At 69.2% G+C, this 20,693-nt stretch carries 23 protein-coding genes; 6 read left to right on the top strand and 17 right to left on the bottom strand.

Going from position 1 to position 20,693, the window contains the following annotated elements; translation table 11 throughout:
* Positions 1-42 precede the first annotated feature (42 nt).
* On the bottom strand, positions 43-684 hold the full coding sequence (locus tag ACZ52C_RS05120; protein WP_469073481.1) for a TetR/AcrR family transcriptional regulator: 642 nt from the start codon (positions 682-684) through the stop codon (positions 43-45).
* A 101-nt stretch (positions 685-785) separates the two neighbouring features.
* On the opposite strand from ACZ52C_RS05120, the gene ACZ52C_RS05125 reads away from it, so the two are divergent.
* The 3 genes from ACZ52C_RS05125 to ACZ52C_RS05135 are packed head-to-tail and all read left to right on the top strand — an operon-like array spanning position 786 to position 2,923.
* Positions 786-1,568 (top strand): ABC transporter ATP-binding protein, encoded by a 783-nt coding sequence (locus ACZ52C_RS05125; protein ID WP_469073482.1) that lies wholly within the window; start codon positions 786-788, stop codon positions 1,566-1,568.
* Positions 1,569-1,587: 19 nt separating this feature from the next.
* Entirely contained in the window at positions 1,588-2,337 is a 750-nt protein-coding gene (locus tag ACZ52C_RS05130; RefSeq protein WP_469073483.1) for an ABC transporter permease, read from the top strand.
* 13 nt (positions 2,338-2,350) lie between these two features.
* Positions 2,351-2,923 carry a cob(I)yrinic acid a,c-diamide adenosyltransferase gene (locus ACZ52C_RS05135; protein ID WP_329911286.1) on the top strand — a complete coding sequence of 191 codons (573 nt, stop codon included), beginning with the start codon at positions 2,351-2,353 and terminating at the stop codon, positions 2,921-2,923.
* Positions 2,924-2,934: 11 nt separating this feature from the next.
* On the opposite strand, the gene ACZ52C_RS05140 is transcribed toward ACZ52C_RS05135, so the two are convergent.
* Together ACZ52C_RS05140 and ACZ52C_RS05145 are read right to left on the bottom strand one after the other, a co-directional pair.
* Positions 2,935-3,129, bottom strand: coding sequence for a DUF5708 family protein (locus tag ACZ52C_RS05140; protein WP_469073484.1), 195 nt, complete (start codon positions 3,127-3,129; stop codon positions 2,935-2,937).
* Positions 3,126-3,713, bottom strand: coding sequence for a hypothetical protein (locus tag ACZ52C_RS05145; protein ID WP_469073485.1), 588 nt, complete (start codon positions 3,711-3,713; stop codon positions 3,126-3,128). The genes ACZ52C_RS05140 and ACZ52C_RS05145 overlap by 4 nt, the downstream gene beginning before the upstream one ends.
* A gap of 152 nt (positions 3,714-3,865) precedes the next feature.
* Here ACZ52C_RS05145 and ACZ52C_RS05150 point away from each other — a divergent pair, with 152 nt between their 5' ends.
* The 3 genes from ACZ52C_RS05150 to ACZ52C_RS05160 all read left to right on the top strand — a co-directional run bounded on the left by ACZ52C_RS05150 (position 3,866) and on the right by ACZ52C_RS05160 (position 7,664).
* Entirely contained in the window at positions 3,866-5,053 is a 1,188-nt protein-coding gene (locus tag ACZ52C_RS05150; RefSeq protein WP_469073486.1) for a sensor histidine kinase, read from the top strand.
* The gene (locus tag ACZ52C_RS05155; RefSeq protein ID WP_469073487.1) at positions 5,050-5,691 is read left to right on the top strand and encodes a response regulator; all 642 of its coding nucleotides are present in this window, start codon (positions 5,050-5,052) and stop codon (positions 5,689-5,691) included. The genes ACZ52C_RS05150 and ACZ52C_RS05155 overlap by 4 nt, the downstream gene beginning before the upstream one ends.
* A gap of 149 nt (positions 5,692-5,840) precedes the next feature.
* Positions 5,841-7,664, top strand: coding sequence for a glycosyl hydrolase family 18 protein (locus ACZ52C_RS05160; RefSeq protein WP_469073488.1), 1,824 nt, complete (start codon positions 5,841-5,843; stop codon positions 7,662-7,664).
* Positions 7,665-7,743: 79 nt separating this feature from the next.
* On the opposite strand, the gene ACZ52C_RS05165 is transcribed toward ACZ52C_RS05160, so the two are convergent.
* The 14 genes from ACZ52C_RS05165 to ACZ52C_RS05230 form a co-directional block, all read right to left on the bottom strand.
* Entirely contained in the window at positions 7,744-8,196 is a 453-nt protein-coding gene (locus ACZ52C_RS05165) for a DUF2550 domain-containing protein (RefSeq protein WP_045558927.1), read from the bottom strand.
* Positions 8,197-8,329: 133 nt separating this feature from the next.
* Positions 8,330-8,704: a F0F1 ATP synthase subunit epsilon gene (locus ACZ52C_RS05170; protein ID WP_033526509.1), complete on the bottom strand. Its 375-nt coding sequence runs from the start codon at positions 8,702-8,704 to the stop codon at positions 8,330-8,332.
* 130 nt (positions 8,705-8,834) lie between these two features.
* A complete protein-coding gene (atpD, locus tag ACZ52C_RS05175) occupies positions 8,835-10,271 on the bottom strand; it encodes a F0F1 ATP synthase subunit beta (RefSeq protein WP_469073489.1) in 1,437 nt (478 codons plus the stop codon).
* Entirely contained in the window at positions 10,271-11,188 is a 918-nt protein-coding gene (locus ACZ52C_RS05180; RefSeq protein ID WP_192334346.1) for a F0F1 ATP synthase subunit gamma, read from the bottom strand. Before ACZ52C_RS05180 ends, atpD begins: the two co-directional genes overlap by 1 nt.
* A 21-nt stretch (positions 11,189-11,209) precedes the next feature.
* Positions 11,210-12,805, bottom strand: a complete 1,596-nt coding sequence (gene atpA / locus ACZ52C_RS05185; protein ID WP_469073490.1) for a F0F1 ATP synthase subunit alpha — start codon at positions 12,803-12,805, stop codon at positions 11,210-11,212.
* A 133-nt stretch (positions 12,806-12,938) separates the two neighbouring features.
* Positions 12,939-13,754, bottom strand: coding sequence for a F0F1 ATP synthase subunit delta (locus tag ACZ52C_RS05190; RefSeq protein ID WP_469073491.1), 816 nt, complete (start codon positions 13,752-13,754; stop codon positions 12,939-12,941).
* Entirely contained in the window at positions 13,751-14,299 is a 549-nt protein-coding gene (locus ACZ52C_RS05195; protein WP_319107705.1) for a F0F1 ATP synthase subunit B, read from the bottom strand. The genes ACZ52C_RS05190 and ACZ52C_RS05195 overlap by 4 nt, the downstream gene beginning before the upstream one ends.
* Before the next feature lie 40 nt (positions 14,300-14,339).
* Entirely contained in the window at positions 14,340-14,573 is a 234-nt protein-coding gene (atpE, locus tag ACZ52C_RS05200) for an ATP synthase F0 subunit C (protein WP_003997868.1), read from the bottom strand.
* 76 nt (positions 14,574-14,649) lie between these two features.
* Entirely contained in the window at positions 14,650-15,420 is a 771-nt protein-coding gene (atpB, locus tag ACZ52C_RS05205) for a F0F1 ATP synthase subunit A (protein WP_469074144.1), read from the bottom strand.
* Positions 15,421-15,693: 273 nt separating this feature from the next.
* Positions 15,694-16,131: a hypothetical protein gene (locus ACZ52C_RS05210; RefSeq protein ID WP_469073492.1), complete on the bottom strand. Its 438-nt coding sequence runs from the start codon at positions 16,129-16,131 to the stop codon at positions 15,694-15,696.
* A 433-nt stretch (positions 16,132-16,564) separates the two neighbouring features.
* Positions 16,565-17,848, bottom strand: a complete 1,284-nt coding sequence (locus tag ACZ52C_RS05215) for an MraY family glycosyltransferase (protein ID WP_469073493.1) — start codon at positions 17,846-17,848, stop codon at positions 16,565-16,567.
* Positions 17,849-17,989: 141 nt separating this feature from the next.
* Entirely contained in the window at positions 17,990-19,228 is a 1,239-nt protein-coding gene (locus ACZ52C_RS05220) for a serine hydroxymethyltransferase (RefSeq protein ID WP_469073494.1), read from the bottom strand.
* Between the two features lie 149 nt (positions 19,229-19,377).
* The gene (locus ACZ52C_RS05225) at positions 19,378-20,049 is read right to left on the bottom strand and encodes an arsenate reductase/protein-tyrosine-phosphatase family protein (protein ID WP_060883293.1); all 672 of its coding nucleotides are present in this window, start codon (positions 20,047-20,049) and stop codon (positions 19,378-19,380) included.
* Positions 20,046-20,693: an L-threonylcarbamoyladenylate synthase gene (locus tag ACZ52C_RS05230; protein ID WP_033526519.1), complete on the bottom strand. Its 648-nt coding sequence runs from the start codon at positions 20,691-20,693 to the stop codon at positions 20,046-20,048. The genes ACZ52C_RS05225 and ACZ52C_RS05230 overlap by 4 nt, the downstream gene beginning before the upstream one ends.

Here is a 20,693-nt window from a genome sequence, read left to right on the forward strand (position 1 = left end):
CGCGAGTCACGTCTCAAAGGACGGACATCACACCGGCGGCACTCACTCGAAGGGGCGTACGGCGTAGTTGAGCACCTTCTCGCTCAACAGGCCCTCCATGCCGTCCAGAAGAAGAAGCACCTCTCGTGACACTTCGCCCGGATTGCGCCCGTCGAGCATCTCGCGCCCGATGACGGCCATCACCGTCTGGTGGACCCAGTTGATCTGACCCGCGATCAGGGTGGGCAGGGGGTCGTCGGCCGGGGCGCCGGTCTCCTCCCGGAGGGCCGCCTCCAGGTTGTCCTGGACCTCCTGCTGGATGCTCCACAGCCGGGACCGCAGCGCGGGCGCCTCGTGGATGGCCTTCATGAAGCGGTCGTAGCCCTCCATCAGACCGACGCGCGGCGAGACCGCCTCGACCTCGGCACGCAGCTCGCGCAGCACGGCGGCGACGGCCGACTCGCCCCGGTCGCGACCACGCACCCAGCGGGCGAGCCGGTCGACGATGCCCGCACTGCGGTCGAAGAAGAGGTCCTCCTTCGCGGGGAAGTAGTTGTAGACCGTGTTCACGGAGACGTCGGCGGCCTCGGCCACCTCCGCGATGGTGACGGTCACGAAGCCGTGCTCAAGGAACAGCCCGGTGGCGATGTCCGAGATCCGCTGCCTCGTCTCGCGCTTCTTGCGCTCCCTGAGCCCCTCTGCCATGGGCACATCGTAGGTCGCCCCGCCGGGCGACGGCGCATTCCTGGGCCCACTGAAAACTTGGTGACATTGCAAATTTTCAGTGACTCTGTTTTTCTGGGGTCATGCCCATCATCAGTGCGGCCGGACTGAGCCGTACCTTCCAGACGAAACGCGGCCCCGTCGAAGCCGTGCGCGGAATCGACCTGACCGTGCGCCCCGGCGAGATCCTCGGCCTCCTCGGCCCGAACGGCGCGGGCAAGACGACGACCCTGCGCATGCTCACCACCCTGCTGCCCCCGACCGGCGGCGCGGCCACCGTCGCGGGCCACGACCTGGCGACCGACCCCTCCGGAGTACGCCGGTCCTGCGGCTATGTGGCGCAGTCGGGCGGGGTGGACCCGCAGATCACCGTGCGGGAGGAACTGGTCACCCAGGGACGGCTCTACCGCCTGACGAAAAGCCAGGCCATCGAGCGAGCCGAGGAGTTGGCGGGTGATCTGGACCTCACCGAGCTGCTGGTCCGCAAGTGCGCCACGCTCTCCGGCGGTCAGCGGCGCCGTCTCGACATCGCGATGGCGCTCACCCACCGGCCCCGAGTCCTCTTCCTGGACGAGCCGACGACCGGACTGGACCCGGCGAGCCGCGCCGATCTCTGGGAGTTGGTCCGCCGCCTGCGCGACGAGCGCGGCACCACCGTCCTTCTGACGACGCACTACCTCGACGAGGCGGACGCCCTCGCCGACCGGATCGTCGTCGTCGACCAGGGCCGGGTCGTGGCGGACGACACCCCGAGCGCGCTCAAGCTGAGGCACGGCGGCTCGATCGACGCCACGCTCCAGGACACCTTCCTGGCCATCACCGGGCGCGGCCCCTCCCCCGCCGACACCACCCCCGTAGCCGTCTAGAACCGGTCCGAGGACTCCCATGCTTCTTCACGACACCGCGCTGATCTTCGGGCGGTACGCCCGCCAGACCCTGCGCTCCCGCTTCGCGATGCTGTTCGGCGTACTGATGCCGCTGCTGTATCTGCTCTTCTTCGGTCCCCTGCTCACCGACGTCCCGCTCGGCTCACGGGGCAGCTCCTGGCAGGTGCTGGTGCCCGGCCTGCTGCTGCAACTGGGCCTGTTCGGGGCCTCGTTCGCGGGTTTCATGGTCATCCTGGAGAAGCAGACCGGGGTGATCGAACGCATGCGTGTCACCCCGGTGAGCCGGCTCGCCCTGCTGCTGGGCCGGGTGCTGCGCGACGCGGCGGTCTTCGTCTTCCAGGCAATACTGCTGGTCCTCGCCGCGCTCGTCATGGGACTACGGGCACCCCTCGCCGGCGTCCTGATCGGCTTCGCCTTCGTGGCCGCGCTGACCGTCTCGCTCGCCTCGCTGTCGTACGCGCTCGCCATGAAGGCGCGTTCCCAGCACGAGTTCGGCCCGGCGGTCAACGCGCTGACCATGCCGTCGATGCTCCTGTCGGGTCTGATGCTCCCGATGTCCCTGGCCCCGGGCTGGCTGGACATCCTGTCCCACTTCGTCCCGTTCCGCTATCTGGTGGACGCGATGCGGGACGCGTACGTCGGCGCGTACGCCACCCCGGCCATGCTGTACGGCGTTCTGGTGGCCGTCGGACTCACGGCCGTCTCCGTGACGGTGGGCACACGGGTCTTCCGGACGGCCGGGGCGTAACTACGCTGGTCGCATGGTCAATCTGACGCGCATCTACACCAGGACCGGCGACCAGGGCACCACCAACCTCGGCGACATGAGCCGGGTGCCCAAGACCGATCCGCGGATCTCGGCGTACGCGGACGCCAACGAGGCCAACGCGGCCATCGGGACGGCGGTCGCGCTGGGCGGACTGGACGAGGAAATCGTCAAGGTGCTCGTGCGGGTGCAGAACGACCTGTTCGACGTGGGCGCCGACCTCTCCACGCCCGTCGTCGAGAACCCCGAGTTCCCGCCCCTGCGGGTCGAGCAGTTCTACATCGACAAGCTGGAGGCGGACTGCGACCGCTTCAACGGGGAGCTGGAGAAGCTGCGCTCCTTCATCCTGCCCGGCGGCACCCCCGGCGCGGCCCTGCTGCACCAGGCCTGCACGGTGGTCCGGCGGGCCGAGCGCTCGACCTGGGCAGCCCTGGAGACCCACGCCGACGGGATGAACCCCCTCACCGCGACCTACCTCAACCGCCTCTCCGACCTCCTGTTCATCCTCGCGAGGACGGCGAACAAGGAGGTCGGGGACGTGCTGTGGGTGCCGGGCGGGGAGCGGTAGCCGCCGGGCCCCTAGCTGCCCGGCGTGCCGCGAACCCGCTGGTAGAGGCCCGTCACGACGAGGACGGCACCCACGCACATCATCACCACGCCGACCTTGGTCAGAGTGACGACCGGCACCTCCACCCCGTCCGTGGAGAGCCACAGCACCAGGCCGATCACGAAGGTGCCGGCCCCTTCCCACACGTTCCTCGACGCCCCGCTCATCGCCCGGCCCTCTCCTTCGCGACAGCGCCCCGGTCCCCGCCCCCCGCGGCGTCCGGCTCCTTCTTCGGCCAGATCGTGTAGGCGAGGGCGACCAGGCCGTGGATACCGGCGGCCCGGAGGGCCACCCACTGGAACGACCTCAGCGAATCGACGTTCCCGTCGTCGCCGACGTACCAGACGGCCAGCTGGAGCAGGGCCAGCGCCACCCCGGTCGCCACCAGCGTCCGGATCCAGAGCCTGCCCTCGTGGCGGGCCCTGGCCAGGCCGTACTTCGGCGGGCCCGCCGGCTTCGGCCCGCCGCCCAGGCGATGCGCCGCGTGGCCGTCCAGCCACCTGATCATGTAGTGGCCGTAGCCCACGGTGAAGCCGATGTAGAGCGCGGCCACCCCGTGCTCCCAGCTCGGCTCGGCGCCGTTCTTCAGGTCGATCGCGGTCACGACGAACAGCACCAGCTCCAGCACGGGCTCACAGAGCAGCAGCACGACACTGGTCCGGCGCTTCTTCCCCAGGTAGCGGACGGCCAGCGCCAGGGCCAGCAGCACCCAGAAACCGACCTCGCAGGCGATGATCAACGCGACGATCACGACTCGCTCCTCTCGTTCACCCTTCCAGGCTCCCGGCGGGCGGGCCCGGACGCGTCGTCGCCGGTGACGAAGTGGCGGTACATCGAAAGATGCAGTTGAGGACCGTTCGCGGGCACCAGGCGCCGGGCCCCGTGCCGTGTTGGATGGAGGGCATGGTCGTCACACCGCCCCGCCCACACCGCATGGACCTGTGCATCGCCACCGCCGGACTCCTCGGCGGGCTGCTGCTGTGGGGCCTGGGGCTCGACACCCGCACACCCCGCGACGGCCTCGTGGTGCTGGAGAGCCACTGGTGGGTCCTGCCGCCCCTCGTCGTGACGGCCGGCTGCGAGGCGCTGCGCCGCACCATGCCCCGCACGGCCCTGCTGGTCGGCTGGGCCGCGCTGACGCTGGACACCATCACCCAGGGCAACCTGATCACGGTCCTGATGTTCACCGACCTGGTCTACGCGGCCGTGCTGTACGGCCCGCCCGCCACGGCCCGCCGGGTGCCCTGGATCTCCGCACTGGTGACCGTCGCCTTCACCGTGATCCCGCTGACGGCCTTCCGGAAACCGGAGGCGCTGCTGATCGGGGTGGTGGTCGGTCTGGTCTCCCTGATGCCCGCCGGCACCGGCTGGATCGTGCGCAACCACCGCGACGCCGCCGAGGCCGCCCGGCTGCGCGCCGAACAGACCGCCCTGCTGGCGGAGATGGACCGCGCCCAGGCCGTCGTGTCGGAACGGGCGCGCATGGCAAGGGAGTTGCACGACATGGTCGCCAACCACCTCTCGGCGATCGCGATCCACTCCACGGCCGCGCTCTCCCTCGACGACCCGGACACCTCCAAGGAGGCCCTCGGGGTCATCCGCGAGAACAGCGTGGCGGGGCTGGCGGAGATGCGCCGGCTGATCGGCATCCTGCGGGACTCGAGCGACGACACCGAGCCGTCCGTCGCACCCACACTCGACGGCCTCGAAGCCCTCGTCGCGGGCGCCCGCACCAATGGTCTCGACGTCACCCTGGACGCCGACCACGCCGAGACCCTCCCCGCCCCCGTCGAGCTGGCGGCCTACCGCATCGTCCAGGAGTCGCTCACCAACGCGCTCAAGCACGCCGGCCCCGGCCGGGTCACCGTCGCGCTGCGCCGGGCGAACGGCTCCCTCGACATCGCCGTGACCAGCCCGTACGGCGACCGCGACGGCCCGAGCGCGCCCGGTTCCGGAGCCGGCCTGGTCGGGATGCGCGAGCGGGTGGCCCTGCTGGGCGGCACGTTCGAGGCGGGTCCCGAGAGCGCGCGGCACGGCAAGATCTGGAGCGTACGCGCCACGCTCCCCGTCACCGAAGGAGAACCCGCATGATCCGTGTGCTCGTCGCCGAGGACCAGTCCGCCGTACGGGCCGGGCTGGTCCTCATTCTGCGCAGCGCGCCGGACATCGAGGTGATCGGGGAGGCGGCGGACGGCGAGCGGGCGGTGGCGCTCGCGCGGGAGCTGCGGCCGGACCTGGTGCTCATGGACGTGCAGATGCCGCGCCTGGACGGGGTGTCGGCGACCCGGCAGGTGGTCGCCGAGGGCCTCGCCGACGTCCTCGTGCTGACCACCTTCGACCTCGACGAGTACGTCTTCGGGGCGTTGCGGGCCGGGGCCGCCGGGTTCCTGCTGAAGAACACGGAGGCGAGGGACCTCATCGAGGCCGTCCGGGCGGTGGGGCGCGGCGAGGGTCTGATCGCCCCGGCGGTCACCCGTCGGCTGATCGCGGAGTTCGCCGCCAAGCCCGTACGGGAGCCCGCGGTCGATCCGGCCGTCCTGGACTCCCTCACCCGGCGGGAGCGGGAGGTCCTCTCCTGTCTGGGCGAAGGGCTGTCGAACGCGGAGATCGCGGTTCGGCTGGACATGGCGGAGGCGACGGTGAAGACGCATGTCAGCCGGTTGCTGGGGAAGCTCGATCTGCGCAGCAGGGTGCAAGCGGCCGTGCTGGCACAGGAGTTGCGGGTCTGACCCCGCTAGGACCCGGTAGGACCCGGCCCGGGGTGTCGGGCGTGAGCGCATTGGTCCAGACCCATTGACCTATGGTCCAGACCTTTCTATTCTCAGCCGCACTGCGCCACGTCATGCTCATGATCAAGACACCCCACAAGGAGGCGCACATGCGCTTCAGGCACAGAGTCACCGCGGGTCTCGCGACCCTGCTCCTCCCCCTCGCCGGCCTCGTCGGTCTCGCCACCCCCGCACAGGCGGCCACGGAGGCGACCGCCACCTACGCCAAGCCCCAGGACTGGGGCACCGGCTTCGAAGGCAAGTGGACGGTGAAGAACACCGGCACCACCACCATCAGCTCCTGGACCGTCGAGTGGGACTTCCCCTCCGGCACGACGGTCACCTCCGCCTGGGACGCGGACGTCACCTCCTCCGGCACCCACTGGACCGCCAGGAACAAGTCCTGGAACGGCACCCTCGCCCCCGGCGCCTCCGTCTCCTTCGGTTTCAACGGGAGCGGCTCAGGCTCCCCGGCCAACTGCAAGCTCAACGGCGCCAGTTGCGACGGCGGCCCCAGCGTCCCCGGCGACGCGGCGCCCTCCGCCCCCGGCACCCCGACCACCTCGGACGTCACCGACACCTCGGTGAAGCTGAGCTGGCGCGCCGCCACCGACGACAAGGGCATCAAGAACTACGACGTCCTGCGCGGCGGCACCAAGGTCGCCACCGTCACCGGCACCACCTACACGGACACCGGCCTGAGCGCCGGCACCGACTACTCCTACACCGTCCAGGCCCGTGACACCGCCGACCAGACCGGCCCCGTCAGCGGCGCGGCCGCCGTACGGACCACCGGCGGCGGGACCGACCCGAACCCCGGCTCGAAGATCAACCTCGGCTACTTCACCGAGTGGGGCGTCTACGGCCGCAACTACCACGTGAAGAACCTGGCCACCTCGGGCTCCGCGGCCAAGATCACCCACATCAACTACGCGTTCGGCAACGTCAAGAACGGCCAGTGCACGGTCGACGACACCTACGCCGCCTACGACAAGGCGTACACCGCCGACCAGTCCGTCAGCGGCACCGCCGACACCTGGGACCAGCCGCTGCGCGGCAACTTCAACCAGCTCCGCCAGCTCAAGGCCAAGTACCCGCACATCAAGGTGCTGTACTCCTTCGGCGGCTGGACCTACTCCGGCGGCTTCGGCCAGGCCGCGCAGAACCCGGCCGCGTTCGCCAAGTCCTGCAAGGCCGTCGTGGAGGACCCGCGCTGGGCCGACGTCTTCGACGGCATCGACATCGACTGGGAGTACCCGAACGCCTGCGGTCTGACCTGCGACACCTCGGGCCCGGCCGCCTTCAGGAACCTGATGTCGGCGCTGCGCACCGAGTTCGGCCCGAACTACCTGGTCACCGCGGCCATCACCGCCGACGGCTCCTCCGGCGGCAAGATCGACGCTGCCGACTACGGCGGCGCCGCGACCCATCTGAACTGGTACAACGTGATGACGTACGACTACTTCGGCGCCTTCGACAAGGACGGCCCGACCGCCCCGCACTCCCCGCTGACCTCGTACTCCGGGATCCCGCAGGCCGGCTTCAACTCGGCCGACGCGATCGCCAAGCTGAAGTCGAAGGGCGTCCCGTCCGCCAAGCTGCTGCTCGGCATCGGCTTCTACGGCCGCGGCTGGACCGGTGTCACCCAGTCCGCCCCCGGCGGCACGGCGACCGGCGCGGCCCCCGGCACCTACGAGGCGGGCATCGAGGACTACAAGATCCTCAAGAACTCCTGCCCGGCCACCGGCACGATCGCCGGCACGGCCTACGCCCACTGCGGCAGCAACTGGTGGAGCTACGACACCCCGTCCACCATCGCCGGAAAGATGACCTGGGCGAAGAACCAGGGCCTGGGCGGCGCCTTCTTCTGGGAGTTCAGCGGCGACACGACCAACGGAGAGCTGGTGACGGCGATCAGCAACGGGCTCAAGTAGTACCAGGATCAGTACTGGGCCACGTTGACGCTCCCCCAGACTTCGTCCGGGGGGACCCCCACCCAGCGAGTGAAAGTGGCTACGCCACATTCACTCGCTGTCCGGGCGGGGCTGCCTCCAGCCAAGCGAGGAAACCGGTCAGCGCGTCCTCGCTCATCGCCAGTTCCAGCCGGTTCCCGCGGTGCAGACACGCGAGGATCACGGCGTCGGAGAGGAGCGCCAGCTCCTCCTCGCCCTCGGGGGTGCGACGCCCGGCCACCTCGATGGAGGCGCGCTCCAGGACGCGGCGGGGGCGGGGCGAGTACGAGAAGACGCGGTACCACTCGATGCGGTCGCCGTTGTAGCGGGCGACGCCGTACCCCCAGCCCTTGCCGTTCTCGTCGGTGCCGGGTTTCTCCGGGGCGTCCCAGCGGAGGCTGCAGTCGAAGGTGCCCCCGGAACGCTGGATGAGGCGTCGGCGCAGTCCGAAGACGAAGAGCCCGACCACCACCAGAGCGATCACCGACCCGCACACAGTCAGAGCGAGGACCATCGACACCGACCTCCTCGTCTCCTAGGTAACGAAACGTAAAAAACACCCATATTCGCCTCAGCCGCGGCCGGGTCGGGATGAGGACATCCAGACCCGGCCGCGGCTGAGGTACAGCATCACACGGCGTCTGCGCTCAGCGCGCACCCGCCGTACGCAGTCGTACATCCGCGCGGCGCTCGGCGGCGGCATCGCCCTCCGCCTTCGCGCGCTCCAGCTCCCGCTGGGCGCCCTGGACGTCGATCTCGTCGGCCAGCTCGGCGACCTCGGCCAGCAGGGACAGCTTGTTGTCCGCGAACGAGATGAAACCGCCGTGCACAGCGACGACGACGGTGCCGCCCTCACTCGTACGGATGGTCACCGGGCCCGACTCCAGCACACCGAGCAGCGGCTGGTGACCGGGCATGACGCCGATGTCGCCGGACGTGGTCCGGGCGACGACCAGGGTGGCCTGGCCCGACCAGACCTCTCGGTCGGCCGCGACCAGCGCGACGTGCAGCTCAGCAGCCAAGGTGGCTCCTCGGGTCACCACCCGGCGCCTCGGCCGGGTGTTGGGTCAATTCTAGAGGGAGTACAGAGGGGGGCGGGACGCACCCCATGAGGTGTGGCCTCGCCCCCCACTGATCACGATGTGCCTGACGTCAGCTGACGCCGAGCTCCTTCGCGTTCTTCTTCAGGTCCTCGATACCACCGCAGAGGAAGAATGCCTGCTCCGGGAAGTGGTCGTACTCACCGTCGATGATCGCGTTGAACGCGGTGATCGACTCGTCCAGCGGCACGTCCGACCCGTCGACGCCGGTGAACTGCTTGGCGACGTGGGTGTTCTGCGACAGGAAGCGCTCCACACGACGGGCACGGTGGACGGTGAGCTTGTCCTCCTCGCCGAGCTCGTCGATACCGAGGATCGCGATGATGTCCTGGAGGTCCTTGTACTTCTGCAGGACCGTCTTGACGCGCATCGCGGTGTTGTAGTGGTCCGCCGCGATGTAGCGGGGGTCCAGGATGCGGGACGTGGAGTCCAGCGGGTCCACGGCCGGGTAGATGCCCTTCTCGGAGATCGGACGGGAGAGAACCGTCGTCGCGTCGAGGTGGGCGAAGGTGGTGGCCGGGGCCGGGTCGGTCAGGTCGTCCGCGGGGACGTAGATCGCCTGCATCGAGGTGATCGAGTGACCACGGGTCGAGGTGATGCGCTCCTGGAGGAGACCCATCTCGTCGGCCAGGTTCGGCTGGTAACCCACCGCGGAGGGCATACGGCCGAGCAGGGTCGAGACCTCGGAACCGGCCTGGGTGAAGCGGAAGATGTTGTCGATGAAGAACAGCACGTCCTGCTTCTGCACATCGCGGAAGTACTCCGCCATGGTCAGACCGGCGAGGGCCACCCGCAGACGGGTGCCCGGGGGCTCGTCCATCTGGCCGAAGACCAGCGCGGTCTTGTCGATGACGCCCGACTCGGCCATCTCCTCGATGAGGTCGTTGCCCTCACGGGTGCGCTCACCGACACCGGCGAACACGGAGACACCGTCGTGGTTGTTGGCGACGCGGTAGATCATCTCCTGGATGAGCACCGTCTTGCCGACGCCGGCACCACCGAACAGACCGATCTTTCCACCCTTGACGTACGGGGTGAGAAGGTCGATGACCTTGACGCCGGTCTCGAACATCTCGGTCTTCGACTCGAGCTCGTCGAAGTTGGGGGCCTTGCGGTGGATGGTCCAGCGCTCGCCCTCGTACTGCTCGTCGGTGTTCAGCACCTCACCGAGGGTGTTGAACACCTTGCCCTTGGTGAAGTCGCCGACCGGGACGGAGATGCCCGTGCCGGTGTCGGTGACGGCGGCCTGGCGGACCAGACCGTCGGTGGGCTGCATGGAGATGGTGCGGACCAGGCCGTCACCCAGGTGCTGGGCGACCTCCAGGGTCAGCGTCTTCTTCGCGCCGTCCTGGGCCGGGTCGGCCACCTCGACGTGAAGGGCGTTGTAGATCTCCGGCATGGCGTCGACGGGGAACTCCACGTCGACGACCGGGCCGATGACCCGGGCGACGCGGCCCGTGGCAACGGCCGTCTCAACTGTCGTCGTCATTACTTGTCACTCCCCGCGGTCGCGTCGGCCAGGGCTGCGGAGCCACCGACGATCTCGCTGATTTCCTGGGTGATTTCGGCCTGGCGGGCCGCGTTGGCAAGACGGGAGAGCGTGTTGATCAGCTCGCCCGCGTTGTCGGTGGCCGACTTCATCGCGCGGCGGGTGGCGGCGTGCTTGGAAGCGGCCGACTGGAGCATCGCGTTGTAGATACGGCTCTCGACATAGCGCGGCAGCAGGGCGTCGAGGACGTCCTCCGCCGACGGCTCGAAGTCGTACAGCGGAAGGATCTCGCCCTTCGGCGCCGCCTCCTTCGCCACCTCGTCGAGGCTGAGCGGCAGCAGACGGGCGTCGAGCGCCGTCTGCGTCATCATCGAGACGAACTCGGTGAAGACGATGTGGAGTTCGTCCACGCCGCCGTCAGCCGTGTCCTTCTCGATGGCCTCGATCAGCGGACCCGCGACCTTCTTGGCGTCCGCGTAGGTGGGCTCGTCGGTGAAGCCCGACCACGACTCCACGACCTTGCGCTCGCGGAAGTTGTAGTGGGCCAGACCGCGGCGGCCGACGATGTACGTGTCGACCTCCTTGCCCTCCGCCTGAAGACGTGCCGTCAGCTGCTCGGCGACCTTGATGGCGTTGGAGTTGAAGGCGCCGGCCAGTCCGCGGTCGCTCGTGAGGAGCAGCACCGCGGAACGGGTCGCCGTCTCCGCCTCCGTGGTCAGCGGGTGCTTGGTGTTCGAACCGGTACCGACCGCCGTGACCGCGCGGGTGAGCTCGGCCGCGTACGGCGCGGAGGCCGCCACCTTGCGCTGCGCCTTGACGACGCGCGAGGCGGCGATCATCTCCATCGCCTTGGTGATCTTCTTGGTCGCGGTGACGGATCGGATGCGACGCTTGTAGACCCGGAGCTGGGCTCCCATGAGTCAGGTCCCTTCCTTACGTCACTTGGAGACGTTGACGGCCGGGGCATCCTCGCCGAGCAGCTTGCCGTCCGAGGTCTCGAACTGCTTCTTGAACTCGGCGATCGCGTCGGCGACAGCGGTGAGGGTGTCGTCCGACATCTTGCCGCCCTCCTTGATGGAGGTCATGAGGCCCTGCTCCTTGCGGTGCAGGTACTCCAGCAGCTCCTTCTCGAAGCGGCGCACGTCGGCGACCGGAACGTCGTCCATCTTGCCGGTGGTACCGGCCCACACGGAGACGACCTGGTCCTCGGTCGGCATCGGCTGGTACTGCGGCTGCTTGAGCAGCTCGACCAGACGCTGACCGCGCTCCAGCTGCGACTTCGACGCGGCGTCCAGGTCGGAACCGAAGGCGGCGAAGGCCTCCAGCTCACGGTACTGGGCGAGGTCGAGGCGCAGACGGCCGGAGACCTGCTTCATCGCCTTGTGCTGCGCGGAACCACCGACTCGGGAGACGGAGATACCGACGTTCAGCGCGGGGCGCTGACCGGCGTTGAAGAGGTCCGACTCCAGGAAGCACTGGCCGTCGGTGATGGAGATGACGTTGGTCGGGATGAACGCCGAGACGTCGTTGGCCTTCGTCTCGACGATCGGCAGACCGGTCATCGAGCCCGCGCCGAGGTCGTCGGAGAGCTTCGCGCAGCGCTCCAGCAGACGGGAGTGCAGGTAGAAGACGTCACCCGGGTAGGCCTCACGGCCCGGCGGGCGGCGCAGCAGCAGCGACACGGCGCGGTAGGCGTCGGCCTGCTTCGAGAGGTCGTCGAAGATGATGAGGACGTGCTTGCCCTCGTACATCCACTGCTGACCGATGGCCGAACCGGTGTACGGCGCCAGGTACTTGAAGCCGGCCGGGTCGGACGCCGGGGCGGCGACGATGGTCGTGTACTCCAGCGCGCCGGCCTCTTCGAGGGCGCCACGCACGGAGGCGATGGTCGAGCCCTTCTGGCCGATGGCGACGTAGACGCAGCGGACCTGCTTGTTCACGTCACCGGAGCGCCAGTTGTCGCGCTGGTTGATGATCGTGTCGACGGCCAGGGCGGTCTTGCCGGTCTGGCGGTCGCCGATGATCAGCTGACGCTGGCCGCGGCCGACCGGGGTCATCGCGTCGACGGCCTTGTAGCCGGTCTCCATCGGCTCGTGCACCGACTTACGGGCCATGACACCGGGAGCCTGCAGCTCCAGGGCACGGCGGCCGGACGTCTCGATCTCGCCGAGGCCGTCGATCGGGTTGCCGAGCGGGTCGACGACGCGGCCGAGGTAGCCCTCGCCCACGGCGACCGACAGGACCTCACCGGTACGGGTGACCGGCTGGCCTTCCTCGATGCCGTTGAACTCGCCCAGGACGATGGCGCCGATCTCGCGCTCTTCCAGGTTGAGCGCGAGGCCGAGGGTGCCGTCCTCGAACTTCAGCAGTTCGTTGGCCATGGCCGAGGGAAGACCCTCGACCTTCGCGATGCCGTCGCCGGCAAGGGTGACCGTACCGACCTCCTCGCGCGAGGCCGCGTCCGGCTTGTACGACTGGACGAAGTTCTCCAGCGCGTCCCGGATCTCCTCCGGCCGGATCGTGAGCTCCGCCATCTGGGTTCCCTGCTCTCCTTGTTGGGCCCGAAGTTTCACTTGGGGGGATGGGGACTCCCCCCTGAACGAGGTGAATCCTCTGCACGGCCCAACCGGGCCGCAGACATACGTACGTACTGCTATGAAGTTTGTGCTAGCTCGCCAGGCGGCGGCCGGCGTCCTCGAGTCGGTCCGCGATCGAGCCGTTGATGATCTCGTCGCCGACCTGCACCCGGATCCCGCCGAGGACACCGGGGTCCACGTCGAGGTTGAGGTGCATCGGACGGCCGTAGAGCTTTGTCAGGGCGGCGCCGAGGCGTCGCTTCTGCGGGTCGCTCAGCGGGACCGCCGAGGTGACGACGGCGACCATGCGGTCCCGGCGCTCGGCGGCGAGCTTGGACAGGGACTCGAGTCCCCCCTCCAGGCTACGTCCACGCGGCGCGGTCACGAGGCGCGTCACCAGACGCTCGGTGGTGGCCTTGGCCCGGCCGCCGAGCAGGCTGTGCAGCAGCTCGCCCTTGGCCTGGCCGCTCGCGGCACGGTCGGTCAGCGCGGACCGCAGCCCGGTGTTCGAGGCGACGATCCGGCCGAAGCGGAACAGCTCGTCCTCGACGTCGTCGAGCGTGGCCGACTGCTGCGCGGCCGTGAGGTCGGCGACGTCGGCCAGCTGCTCCAGCGCGTCCACCAGGTCGCGGGGCTGCGACCAGCGGGAGCGCACCAGACCGGACACCAGGTCGGCGGTGGTCGCGCCGACCTGGCCGCCGAGAACGCGGCGGATCAGCTCGGCCTTGGCCTCGCCGGACTGCGCCGGGTCGGTGAGGACCCGACGCAGCGACACCTCGCGGTGGAGCAGAGCGGTGACGGCGGCCAGCTCGTCGGCGAGCCGCGCCGCGTCCACGGACGTGGAGTCCGTCAGCGCGTCGAGGCGCTCACGTGCGGCTGCCAGGGCTTCGCGGCTCGCTCCATTCATCGCGTGGCCTCGGCCTTCTCCTCGAGGTCGTCGAGGAAGCGGTCGATGACACGGCTCTGCCGGGCGTGGTCCTCCAGAGACTCACCGACGAGCTTGCCGGCCAGGTCGGTGGCGAGCTTGCCCACGTCCTGACGCAGCGCCGAAGCGGCGGCCTTGCGGTCGGCCTCGAGCTGCGAGTGACCGGCGGCGACGATCTCCTCGCGCTGCCGCTGGCCTTCGGCCCGCATCTCGGCGATGAGCGTGGCGCCCTGCTCCTGCGCCTCCTGGCGCAGCCGCGCGGCCTCGTGCCGAGCCTCGGCGAGCTGGGCCTTGTACTGCTCCAGCACGCTCTGGGCCTCGACCTTCATGCGGTCGGCCTCTTCGATACCGCCCTCGATCGCGTCGCGGCGCTCTTCCAGAACCTTGTTGATGTTCGGAAGCGCCTTCTTCCAGAAGAAGAAGAACACGATGGCGAAGGCGATGGCGCCCACGAGCAGCTCGGGGCCCGGCGGGATGAGCGGGTTCTGCTCTTCCCCGGCCGCCAGCTGTACCAGGTTGGCGATCACATCAGTGCCTTTCGTTGAAAGGTTTGCTCGTCAGGGTTCGTCAGTTGTAGACGAACGGCATGACGATGCCGATGAGGGCCAGCGCCTCACAGAAGGCGAAGCCGAGGATCTGGTTGGCACGGATCAGGCCGGCGGCCTCGGGCTGGCGGGCCAGGGCCTGGGTGCCGTTACCGAAGATGATGCCGACGCCGACGCCGGGGCCGATGGCGGCGAGGCCGTAGCCGATGGAGCCGATGTTGCCGTCGACAGCGGCGAGGGTCTCAAGGGCAGCCATGCTGATTCTTCCTTCTCTTTCATGGACCGGCGGGGGTTGGCCACCGGACGTTCTGGGGGCTGGTGGAGCGCGTGACTCAGTGGTGCTCGGCGAGCGCGCCCTGGATGTAGGAGCAGGCGAGGAGCACGAAGACGTACGCCTGGACGGCCTGCACGAAGAGCTCGAAGAGGATCATGACGATGGTCATGATGAACGAGACACCGGCCGCCGGGATCATCCAGCTGTTCAGCAGGTACCAGGAGGCGACGGTGAACATGACCAGCATCAGGTGGCCGGCGAACATGTTGGCGAACAGTCGCACCGCGTGCGTGAACGGGCGGACCAGCAGGTTCGAGAAGAACTCGATGATCACCACGAGCGGCAGCACCGGGCCGAGCGACTTGTCGTAGCCGGTGACGTTCTTGAAGAAGCCGACGAAGCCGTGCTTCTTGAAGGTCAGCGAGACCCAGACCACGTAGACGACCAGGGCGAGGACCATCGGGTAGGCGATGATCGACGACACCGGGAACTGGGCCAGCGGAATCACGGACCAGATGTTCATGAGCCAGATGAAGAAGAACAGCGAGACCATCAGCGGGACGTACTTCTCGCCCTCCTTCCGGCCCAGCGTCTCGTAGACGATGCCGCGGCGTACGAAGTCGTAGCCCGCCTCACCGATCATCTGCAGCTTGCCCGGGACGACCTTCGCCTTGCCGAAGGCGAGGGTGAAGAACGTGATCACCAGGAGAGTGGTGACGAGGGCGAGCAGCATCACCTTGTTGAACTCGAACCCGCCGACCGTGGCGATCGGCTTGAAGAGGAACGAGTGCAGGCCCGGAGCCGGGAAGCCACAGCCGTTGTCGGACATGATCCGACAGCTCCAGTCAAAGGCGAGCTGGGTCTGGTCAGCACTCACCACGGGCTCCTTCGGCGTGACGCATGGGTACGGCAACCTCGTTGTGTCGGCGCGGCGCGCAGCCGCGGGTCGGCACTGGACTGGTGTTACGGATGTGGGGGCGGCTGGGGGGCATCAAGCCTCGCGATTGAGCAGGCGTCAGCTCAGATGCCCGCGCCCGCGATGCCGCAGTTGGCACCGGACGATAGCAGGAGTTCGCACACGCCCTTATCCCGGCCCTACTCCTCACGACGAGTGCCCCGATTTTTCGGGCTTGTTGCCCGTCGGCGCATCGGGTTCGACATAGAGGATCTTGGCCTTCATATGTGCGCGCGTCTGTGCGGCGATCCACACGAGCGTGGTGCCGACCAGCGTGAACGCGAAGGCCCGAGGGTGGAAGAGCGTGGTGTCCTTGAACGCGGACAGAAAGATGAACAACAGCAGAATCTGCGCCGCGTAAAGCATCAGGCCCATCATCTGGAACAGATGAGGAAGCGATTTGGCAGTGCGCTGCAGAACGTAGAGCCCGATTCCCATGAAGAGGATCGTGATCACCGCCGCCACGACGGCGCCGAGAGCCCCCTTTCCTCCGACGATGACACCGCTGACGACAGCGGCGATCGCGCCGGCGGCTGCCGTGGGCACGGCGGCCTGAAGGAGGGTCCGGACGTCATTGGACGGCATGGCGGCAACTCCGCTTGCTAAGGGGGCAGGGTGTCGTCATGGACGAGCGTAGACCCCGGGGGCGAGCGAGAATCTCGCGCCAACGGACCGTCGCAGTGCGGTCCTTCGACTCTGTCCCGGGTTCTCGTGAACCGTATCACAAACTATTTGATGAGGTCTTTACCTGAATGCTGTGCCAGGTGTCACACATGAGAGTGAAGCCGCCCGTCTGTGCAGAAACCGCGCCGACTTGTCTGGTATAAGGCCGTTTTGCGTCGTCACGTGCTCGCATGGCATCGGCAAAGTGTTAGTCAGATTCTTACCTTGCCGTCAGCGCGACGCCCCGGCCCTCCGCTCGCACGACGGACGGCCGGAGGCCGGGTGCGAAGTACCGCACCCGGCCTCCGGCCGTCCGTCGGAGCAGAGTGACGGGGGCCCGGCGCCGGGCCCCCGCTCAGCGGCGCGCACCCGCCGGGCTGCGTTCCGCTTCGTGCGCCCGGCCGCCGATCGCCGTCGCCCCGTTGAGGGACGGCGTCCAGTCCGGGACCGGCTCCTGGGCGACGGCCGGGACCACGCGACGGCGGTAGCGGGGCGGCACGAAGCGCTGGGCCCAGAGCGGGGCGCGGGGGGTGAAGCGGGGCAGCAGCAGAAGGAAGAGCCCGACCCCGCTGAACATCGCGATGGCGAGGACGATCCACATCGACGCCGAGTTCACCGTGTACGCGAGGGTGCCGAAGGCGATCACCGCGGACCAGAAGTACATGATCAGCACGGCCCGGCTGTGCGAGTGCCCGACCTCCAGCAGCCGGTGGTGCAGATGCCCCCGGTCGGCCGCGAACGGCGACTGGCCCCGCCAGGTGCGGCGCACGATCGCGAGGATCAGGTCCGCCGCCGGGATCGCGAGGATGCTCAGCGGCATCAGCAGCGGGATGTAGACCGGCACCATCGAGTAGACCGTGCTGCGCTCCGAGCCGTACAGGTTCATCACGTCCGGGTCGACCTGCCCGGTGATGGAGATCGCGCCGGCCGCCAGCACCAGGCCGATCATCATCGAACCCGAGTCGCCCATGAAGATCCGGGCCGGATGCATGTTGTGCGGCAGGAAGCCCAGGCACATGCCCATCAGGACGGCCGCGAACAGCGTGGCGGGGGCCGCGGCCTCGATGCCGTAGCTGTACCAGAGGCGGTAGGCGTACATGAAGAACGCCGCGGAGGCGATGCAGACCATGCCGGCGGCGAGACCGTCGAGGCCGTCGACGAAGTTGACCGCGTTGATGGTGATGACGACCAGGGCGACCGTGAGCAGGGTGCCCTGCCACTGGGTCAGCGCGACGATCCCCACACTGGGGATGGGCAGCCACAGGATCGTCAGACCCTGCATGACCATCACACCCGCGGCGATCATCTGGCCGCCGAGCTTGATCAGGGCGTCGATCTCGAACTTGTCGTCCAGGACGCCGATGAGCCAGATCAGCGCGGCCCCGGAGAGCAGGGCGCGCGGTTCGTTGGACTCGGCGAAGACCTGGCTGAGATTGGTCAGGTGGTCGGCGACCAGCAGACCGGCGCACAGCCCGAAGAACATCGCGATACCGCCGAGCCGGGGCGTGGGCTCACGGTGGACGTCGCGCGCACGAACCGCCGGCATGGCTCCCGCCACGATCGCGAACTTCCGCACCGGCCCTGTCAGCAGGTACGTCACCGCGGCCGTGATGCAGAGCGTCAGGAGGTATTCACGCACGGGCTTCCCCACAGGTCTCGCTGGCCATCACAGCCTCACACCCTAGCGATGCGCGCGACGGTGCACGCATACGGTGGAGGACATCCGGGTAGCGACGATGGTTGCACGTGATGCTGTGCCTGGTGGTGCGTCTACCCCGCCTCAGCGCGGATACGGCGGAAATCTTCCGGCCAGGTCCCGTACTTCTTCACGCGTCCGCTTGCCGTCGCCGCCGTCCCTGAGGGCCCCCGCGAACAGCACCGCGAGCCGGGCCATCTCCGCCTCGCCCATGCCCTGGGTGGTCAGCGCGGCCGTGCCGAGCCGCAGGCCACGGGCGTCCCCGTGCGGTAGCGCGCAGCAGTCCAGGACCATCCCGGCGGCCGCGAGCCGCCCCTTGGCCGTGCGGCCGTCCACCCCGAGCGGCGCGGGATCGACGGTCAGCAGGTGGGTGTCGGTGCCGCCGGTGACGACCACGAGCCCCTGCTCGGCCAGCCCCCGGGCCAGGACGCGGGCGTTCGCGACCACCTGATGGGCGTACGCGGTGAACGCCGGGGTTGCCGCCTCCCCGAACGCGACGGCCTTCGCGGCGATGGTGTGCATCTGCGCGCCGCCCTGGGTGAACGGGAACACCGCCCGGTCGACCCGCTCGGCCAGCTCGCTCCCGCACAGCAGCATCCCGCCGCGCGGCCCGCGCAGCACCTTGTGCGTGGTCGCGCACACGATGTCGGCGTACGGCACCGGGTTGGGCGCCGCTCCCCCGGCGACCAGGCCGATCGGATGGGCCGCGTCGGCGATGAGATAGGCGCCCACCTCGTCGGCGACCTCGCGGAAGAAGGCGTGGTCGATGTGCCGGGGGTAGGAGATGGACCCGCAGACGATGGCCTTGGGGCGGTGGGTACGGGCGAGGGTGCGCACCTGCTCGTGGTCGATCAGCCCCGACTCGGCCTCGACGCCGTATCCGACGAAGTCGAACCAGCGGCCGGAGAAGTTGGCGGGCGAACCGTGGGTGAGGTGACCGCCGAAGTGCAGACCCATGGCGAGCACGGTGTCGCCGGGGCGCAGCAGGGCGGCGTACGCGGCGAGGACGGCCGAAGACCCGGAGTGCGACTGCACGTTGGCGTGTTCGGCCCCGAAGAGCGCCTTGGCGCGCTCCACGGCGAGCCGCTCGGCGACGTCCACCATCTCGCAGCCGCCGTGGTACCGGGCCCCCGGGTAGCCCTCCGCGTACTTGTTCGCCAGGGGGGAGCCCAGCGCGGCCAGGACCGCGGGCGAGGTGAAGTTCTCCGCGGCGATGAGCTGGAGCGTCGTCGCCTGCCGATCGAACTCACCGAGCAGGATGTCGGCCAGCTCGGGGTCCTGCCGCCGCAGGACATCGGCCTCTAGGACAGGGGTGACCGACATGATGGACTCCGGGGCGACGTGTTTTGGAGCGGCTCGCCTCCGGGGCGCCTCAGTCGGTGTCGACAGCTCGACACCGACGCGCCCCTTCGGCTCACTCGCTGTGGTGACGTACCGCCAATGTAGACCCACGGGTCGGCACGCGCCCGGTGTCACGCCCTCGCGGGCACCCCGGTCAGCGCCGTCACCACCGGATCCAGAGCCTGGTGTATCTCGTCGCCCACCGAGCGGAAGAACGGCAGCGGGGCCCCGTACGGGTCGTAGACCTCGTCCGCCTCGGCGGTGGGGGCCAGGAGCCACCCGCGTAGAGCGGCGGCGGCACGGACCAGGGCACGTGCGCGGACGACCATGCCCTCCTCCAGGGGAGGGAGCGTGGCGGGGTCGATCGCGCGGACGAGCCGGGTGAACTCCTTCAGCGTGAAGGTGCGCAGCCCCGCGGAGTGACCCATGGAGATGACCTGCGCCCGGTGGTCACGGGTGGCCGTCAGCACCAGGTCGGCCCGGATGACGTGCTCGTCCAGCAGCTCGCGCCCGGTGAAGCCGGAGGCGTCCGCGCCGAAGTCCGCGAGGACCGCCTCCGCGTTCGCCTCCATCGGCGCCCCCTCGTGCCCCCACGTCCCCGCGCTCTCGACGATCAGCCCGCCCCACAGCGGGTCCCCGAGCCGGTCCGCCAGGGCATGCCGGGTCAGCCGCTCGGTGATCGGCGAGCGGCACACGTTGCCGGTGCTGACGTGGAGGATGCGGAAGGTGTCCCGCGGCAGTCCCGTGAAGGTCCGCGTCTCTTCCCCGTCCCATATGCCACGCCCCGCGTCAGGGGCCGTCAATTCGCCACCTCAAGGTCGGGTACGACCTTGCGGAGTTCCTCTGCCGACAGGGCCCCCGCGCGCAGCAGCACCGGCACCTTGCCCGTGACGTCGACGATGGAGGACGGCTCGTTGCCGGGGGTCGGGCCGCCGTCCAGGTAGACGGAGACGGAGTCGCCGAGCATCGCCTCGGCGGCGTCGCAGTTCTCCGGCGCCGGGTGCCCGGTCAGGTTGGCCGAGGAGACCGCCATCGGGCCGACCTCGGTCAGCAGCTCGATGGCGACCGGGTGCAGCGGCATGCGTACGGCGACGGTGCCCCGGGTGTCGCCGAGGTCCCACTGCAGCGACGGCTGGTGCTTGGCGACGAGCGTGAGCGCGCCCGGCCAGAACGCGTCGACCAGCTCCCAGGCCATCTCGGAGAAGTCCGTGACCAGGCCGTGCAGGGTGTTCGGGGAGCCGATGAGTACGGGCGTGGGCATGTTGCGCCCCCGGCCCTTGGCCTCCAGGAGATCGGCCACGGCCTCCGACGTGAAGGCGTCCGCGCCGATGCCGTACACGGTGTCCGTCGGCAGCACCACGAGTTCGCCCCGGCGAATGGCGGACGCGGCCTCGCGCAGACCGGTGGCGCGGTCGGTCGCGTCGTTGGTGTCGTATCGCCGTGCCAT

Source organism: Streptomyces sp. NPDC034049 (genome assembly GCF_055575575.1).

Coding starts and splice junctions, on each gene's coding strand:
- atpD (WP_469073489.1), bottom strand. CDS start 10,271: ATGACGACGACAGTTGAGACGGCCGTTGCCACGGGCCGCGTCGCCCGG.
- ACZ52C_RS05120 (WP_469073481.1), bottom strand. CDS start 684: ATGGCAGAGGGGCTCAGGGAGCGCAAGAAGCGCGAGACGAGGCAGCGG.
- atpE (WP_003997868.1), bottom strand. CDS start 14,573: ATGGCTGCCCTTGAGACCCTCGCCGCTGTCGACGGCAACATCGGCTCC.
- ACZ52C_RS05130 (WP_469073483.1), top strand. CDS start 1,588: ATGCTTCTTCACGACACCGCGCTGATCTTCGGGCGGTACGCCCGCCAG.
- ACZ52C_RS05210 (WP_469073492.1), bottom strand. CDS start 16,131: ATGCCGTCCAATGACGTCCGGACCCTCCTTCAGGCCGCCGTGCCCACG.
- ACZ52C_RS05230 (WP_033526519.1), bottom strand. CDS start 20,693: ATGGCACGGCGATACGACACCAACGACGCGACCGACCGCGCCACCGGT.
- atpB (WP_469074144.1), bottom strand. CDS start 15,420: ATGTCCGACAACGGCTGTGGCTTCCCGGCTCCGGGCCTGCACTCGTTC.
- ACZ52C_RS05160 (WP_469073488.1), top strand. CDS start 5,841: ATGCGCTTCAGGCACAGAGTCACCGCGGGTCTCGCGACCCTGCTCCTC.
- ACZ52C_RS05155 (WP_469073487.1), top strand. CDS start 5,050: ATGATCCGTGTGCTCGTCGCCGAGGACCAGTCCGCCGTACGGGCCGGG.
- ACZ52C_RS05125 (WP_469073482.1), top strand. CDS start 786: ATGCCCATCATCAGTGCGGCCGGACTGAGCCGTACCTTCCAGACGAAA.
- ACZ52C_RS05150 (WP_469073486.1), top strand. CDS start 3,866: ATGGTCGTCACACCGCCCCGCCCACACCGCATGGACCTGTGCATCGCC.
- atpA (WP_469073490.1), bottom strand. CDS start 12,805: ATGGCGGAGCTCACGATCCGGCCGGAGGAGATCCGGGACGCGCTGGAG.
- ACZ52C_RS05220 (WP_469073494.1), bottom strand. CDS start 19,228: ATGTCGGTCACCCCTGTCCTAGAGGCCGATGTCCTGCGGCGGCAGGAC.
- ACZ52C_RS05165 (WP_045558927.1), bottom strand. CDS start 8,196: ATGGTCCTCGCTCTGACTGTGTGCGGGTCGGTGATCGCTCTGGTGGTG.
- ACZ52C_RS05180 (WP_192334346.1), bottom strand. CDS start 11,188: ATGGGAGCCCAGCTCCGGGTCTACAAGCGTCGCATCCGATCCGTCACC.
- ACZ52C_RS05190 (WP_469073491.1), bottom strand. CDS start 13,754: ATGAATGGAGCGAGCCGCGAAGCCCTGGCAGCCGCACGTGAGCGCCTC.
- ACZ52C_RS05140 (WP_469073484.1), bottom strand. CDS start 3,129: ATGAGCGGGGCGTCGAGGAACGTGTGGGAAGGGGCCGGCACCTTCGTG.
- ACZ52C_RS05135 (WP_329911286.1), top strand. CDS start 2,351: ATGGTCAATCTGACGCGCATCTACACCAGGACCGGCGACCAGGGCACC.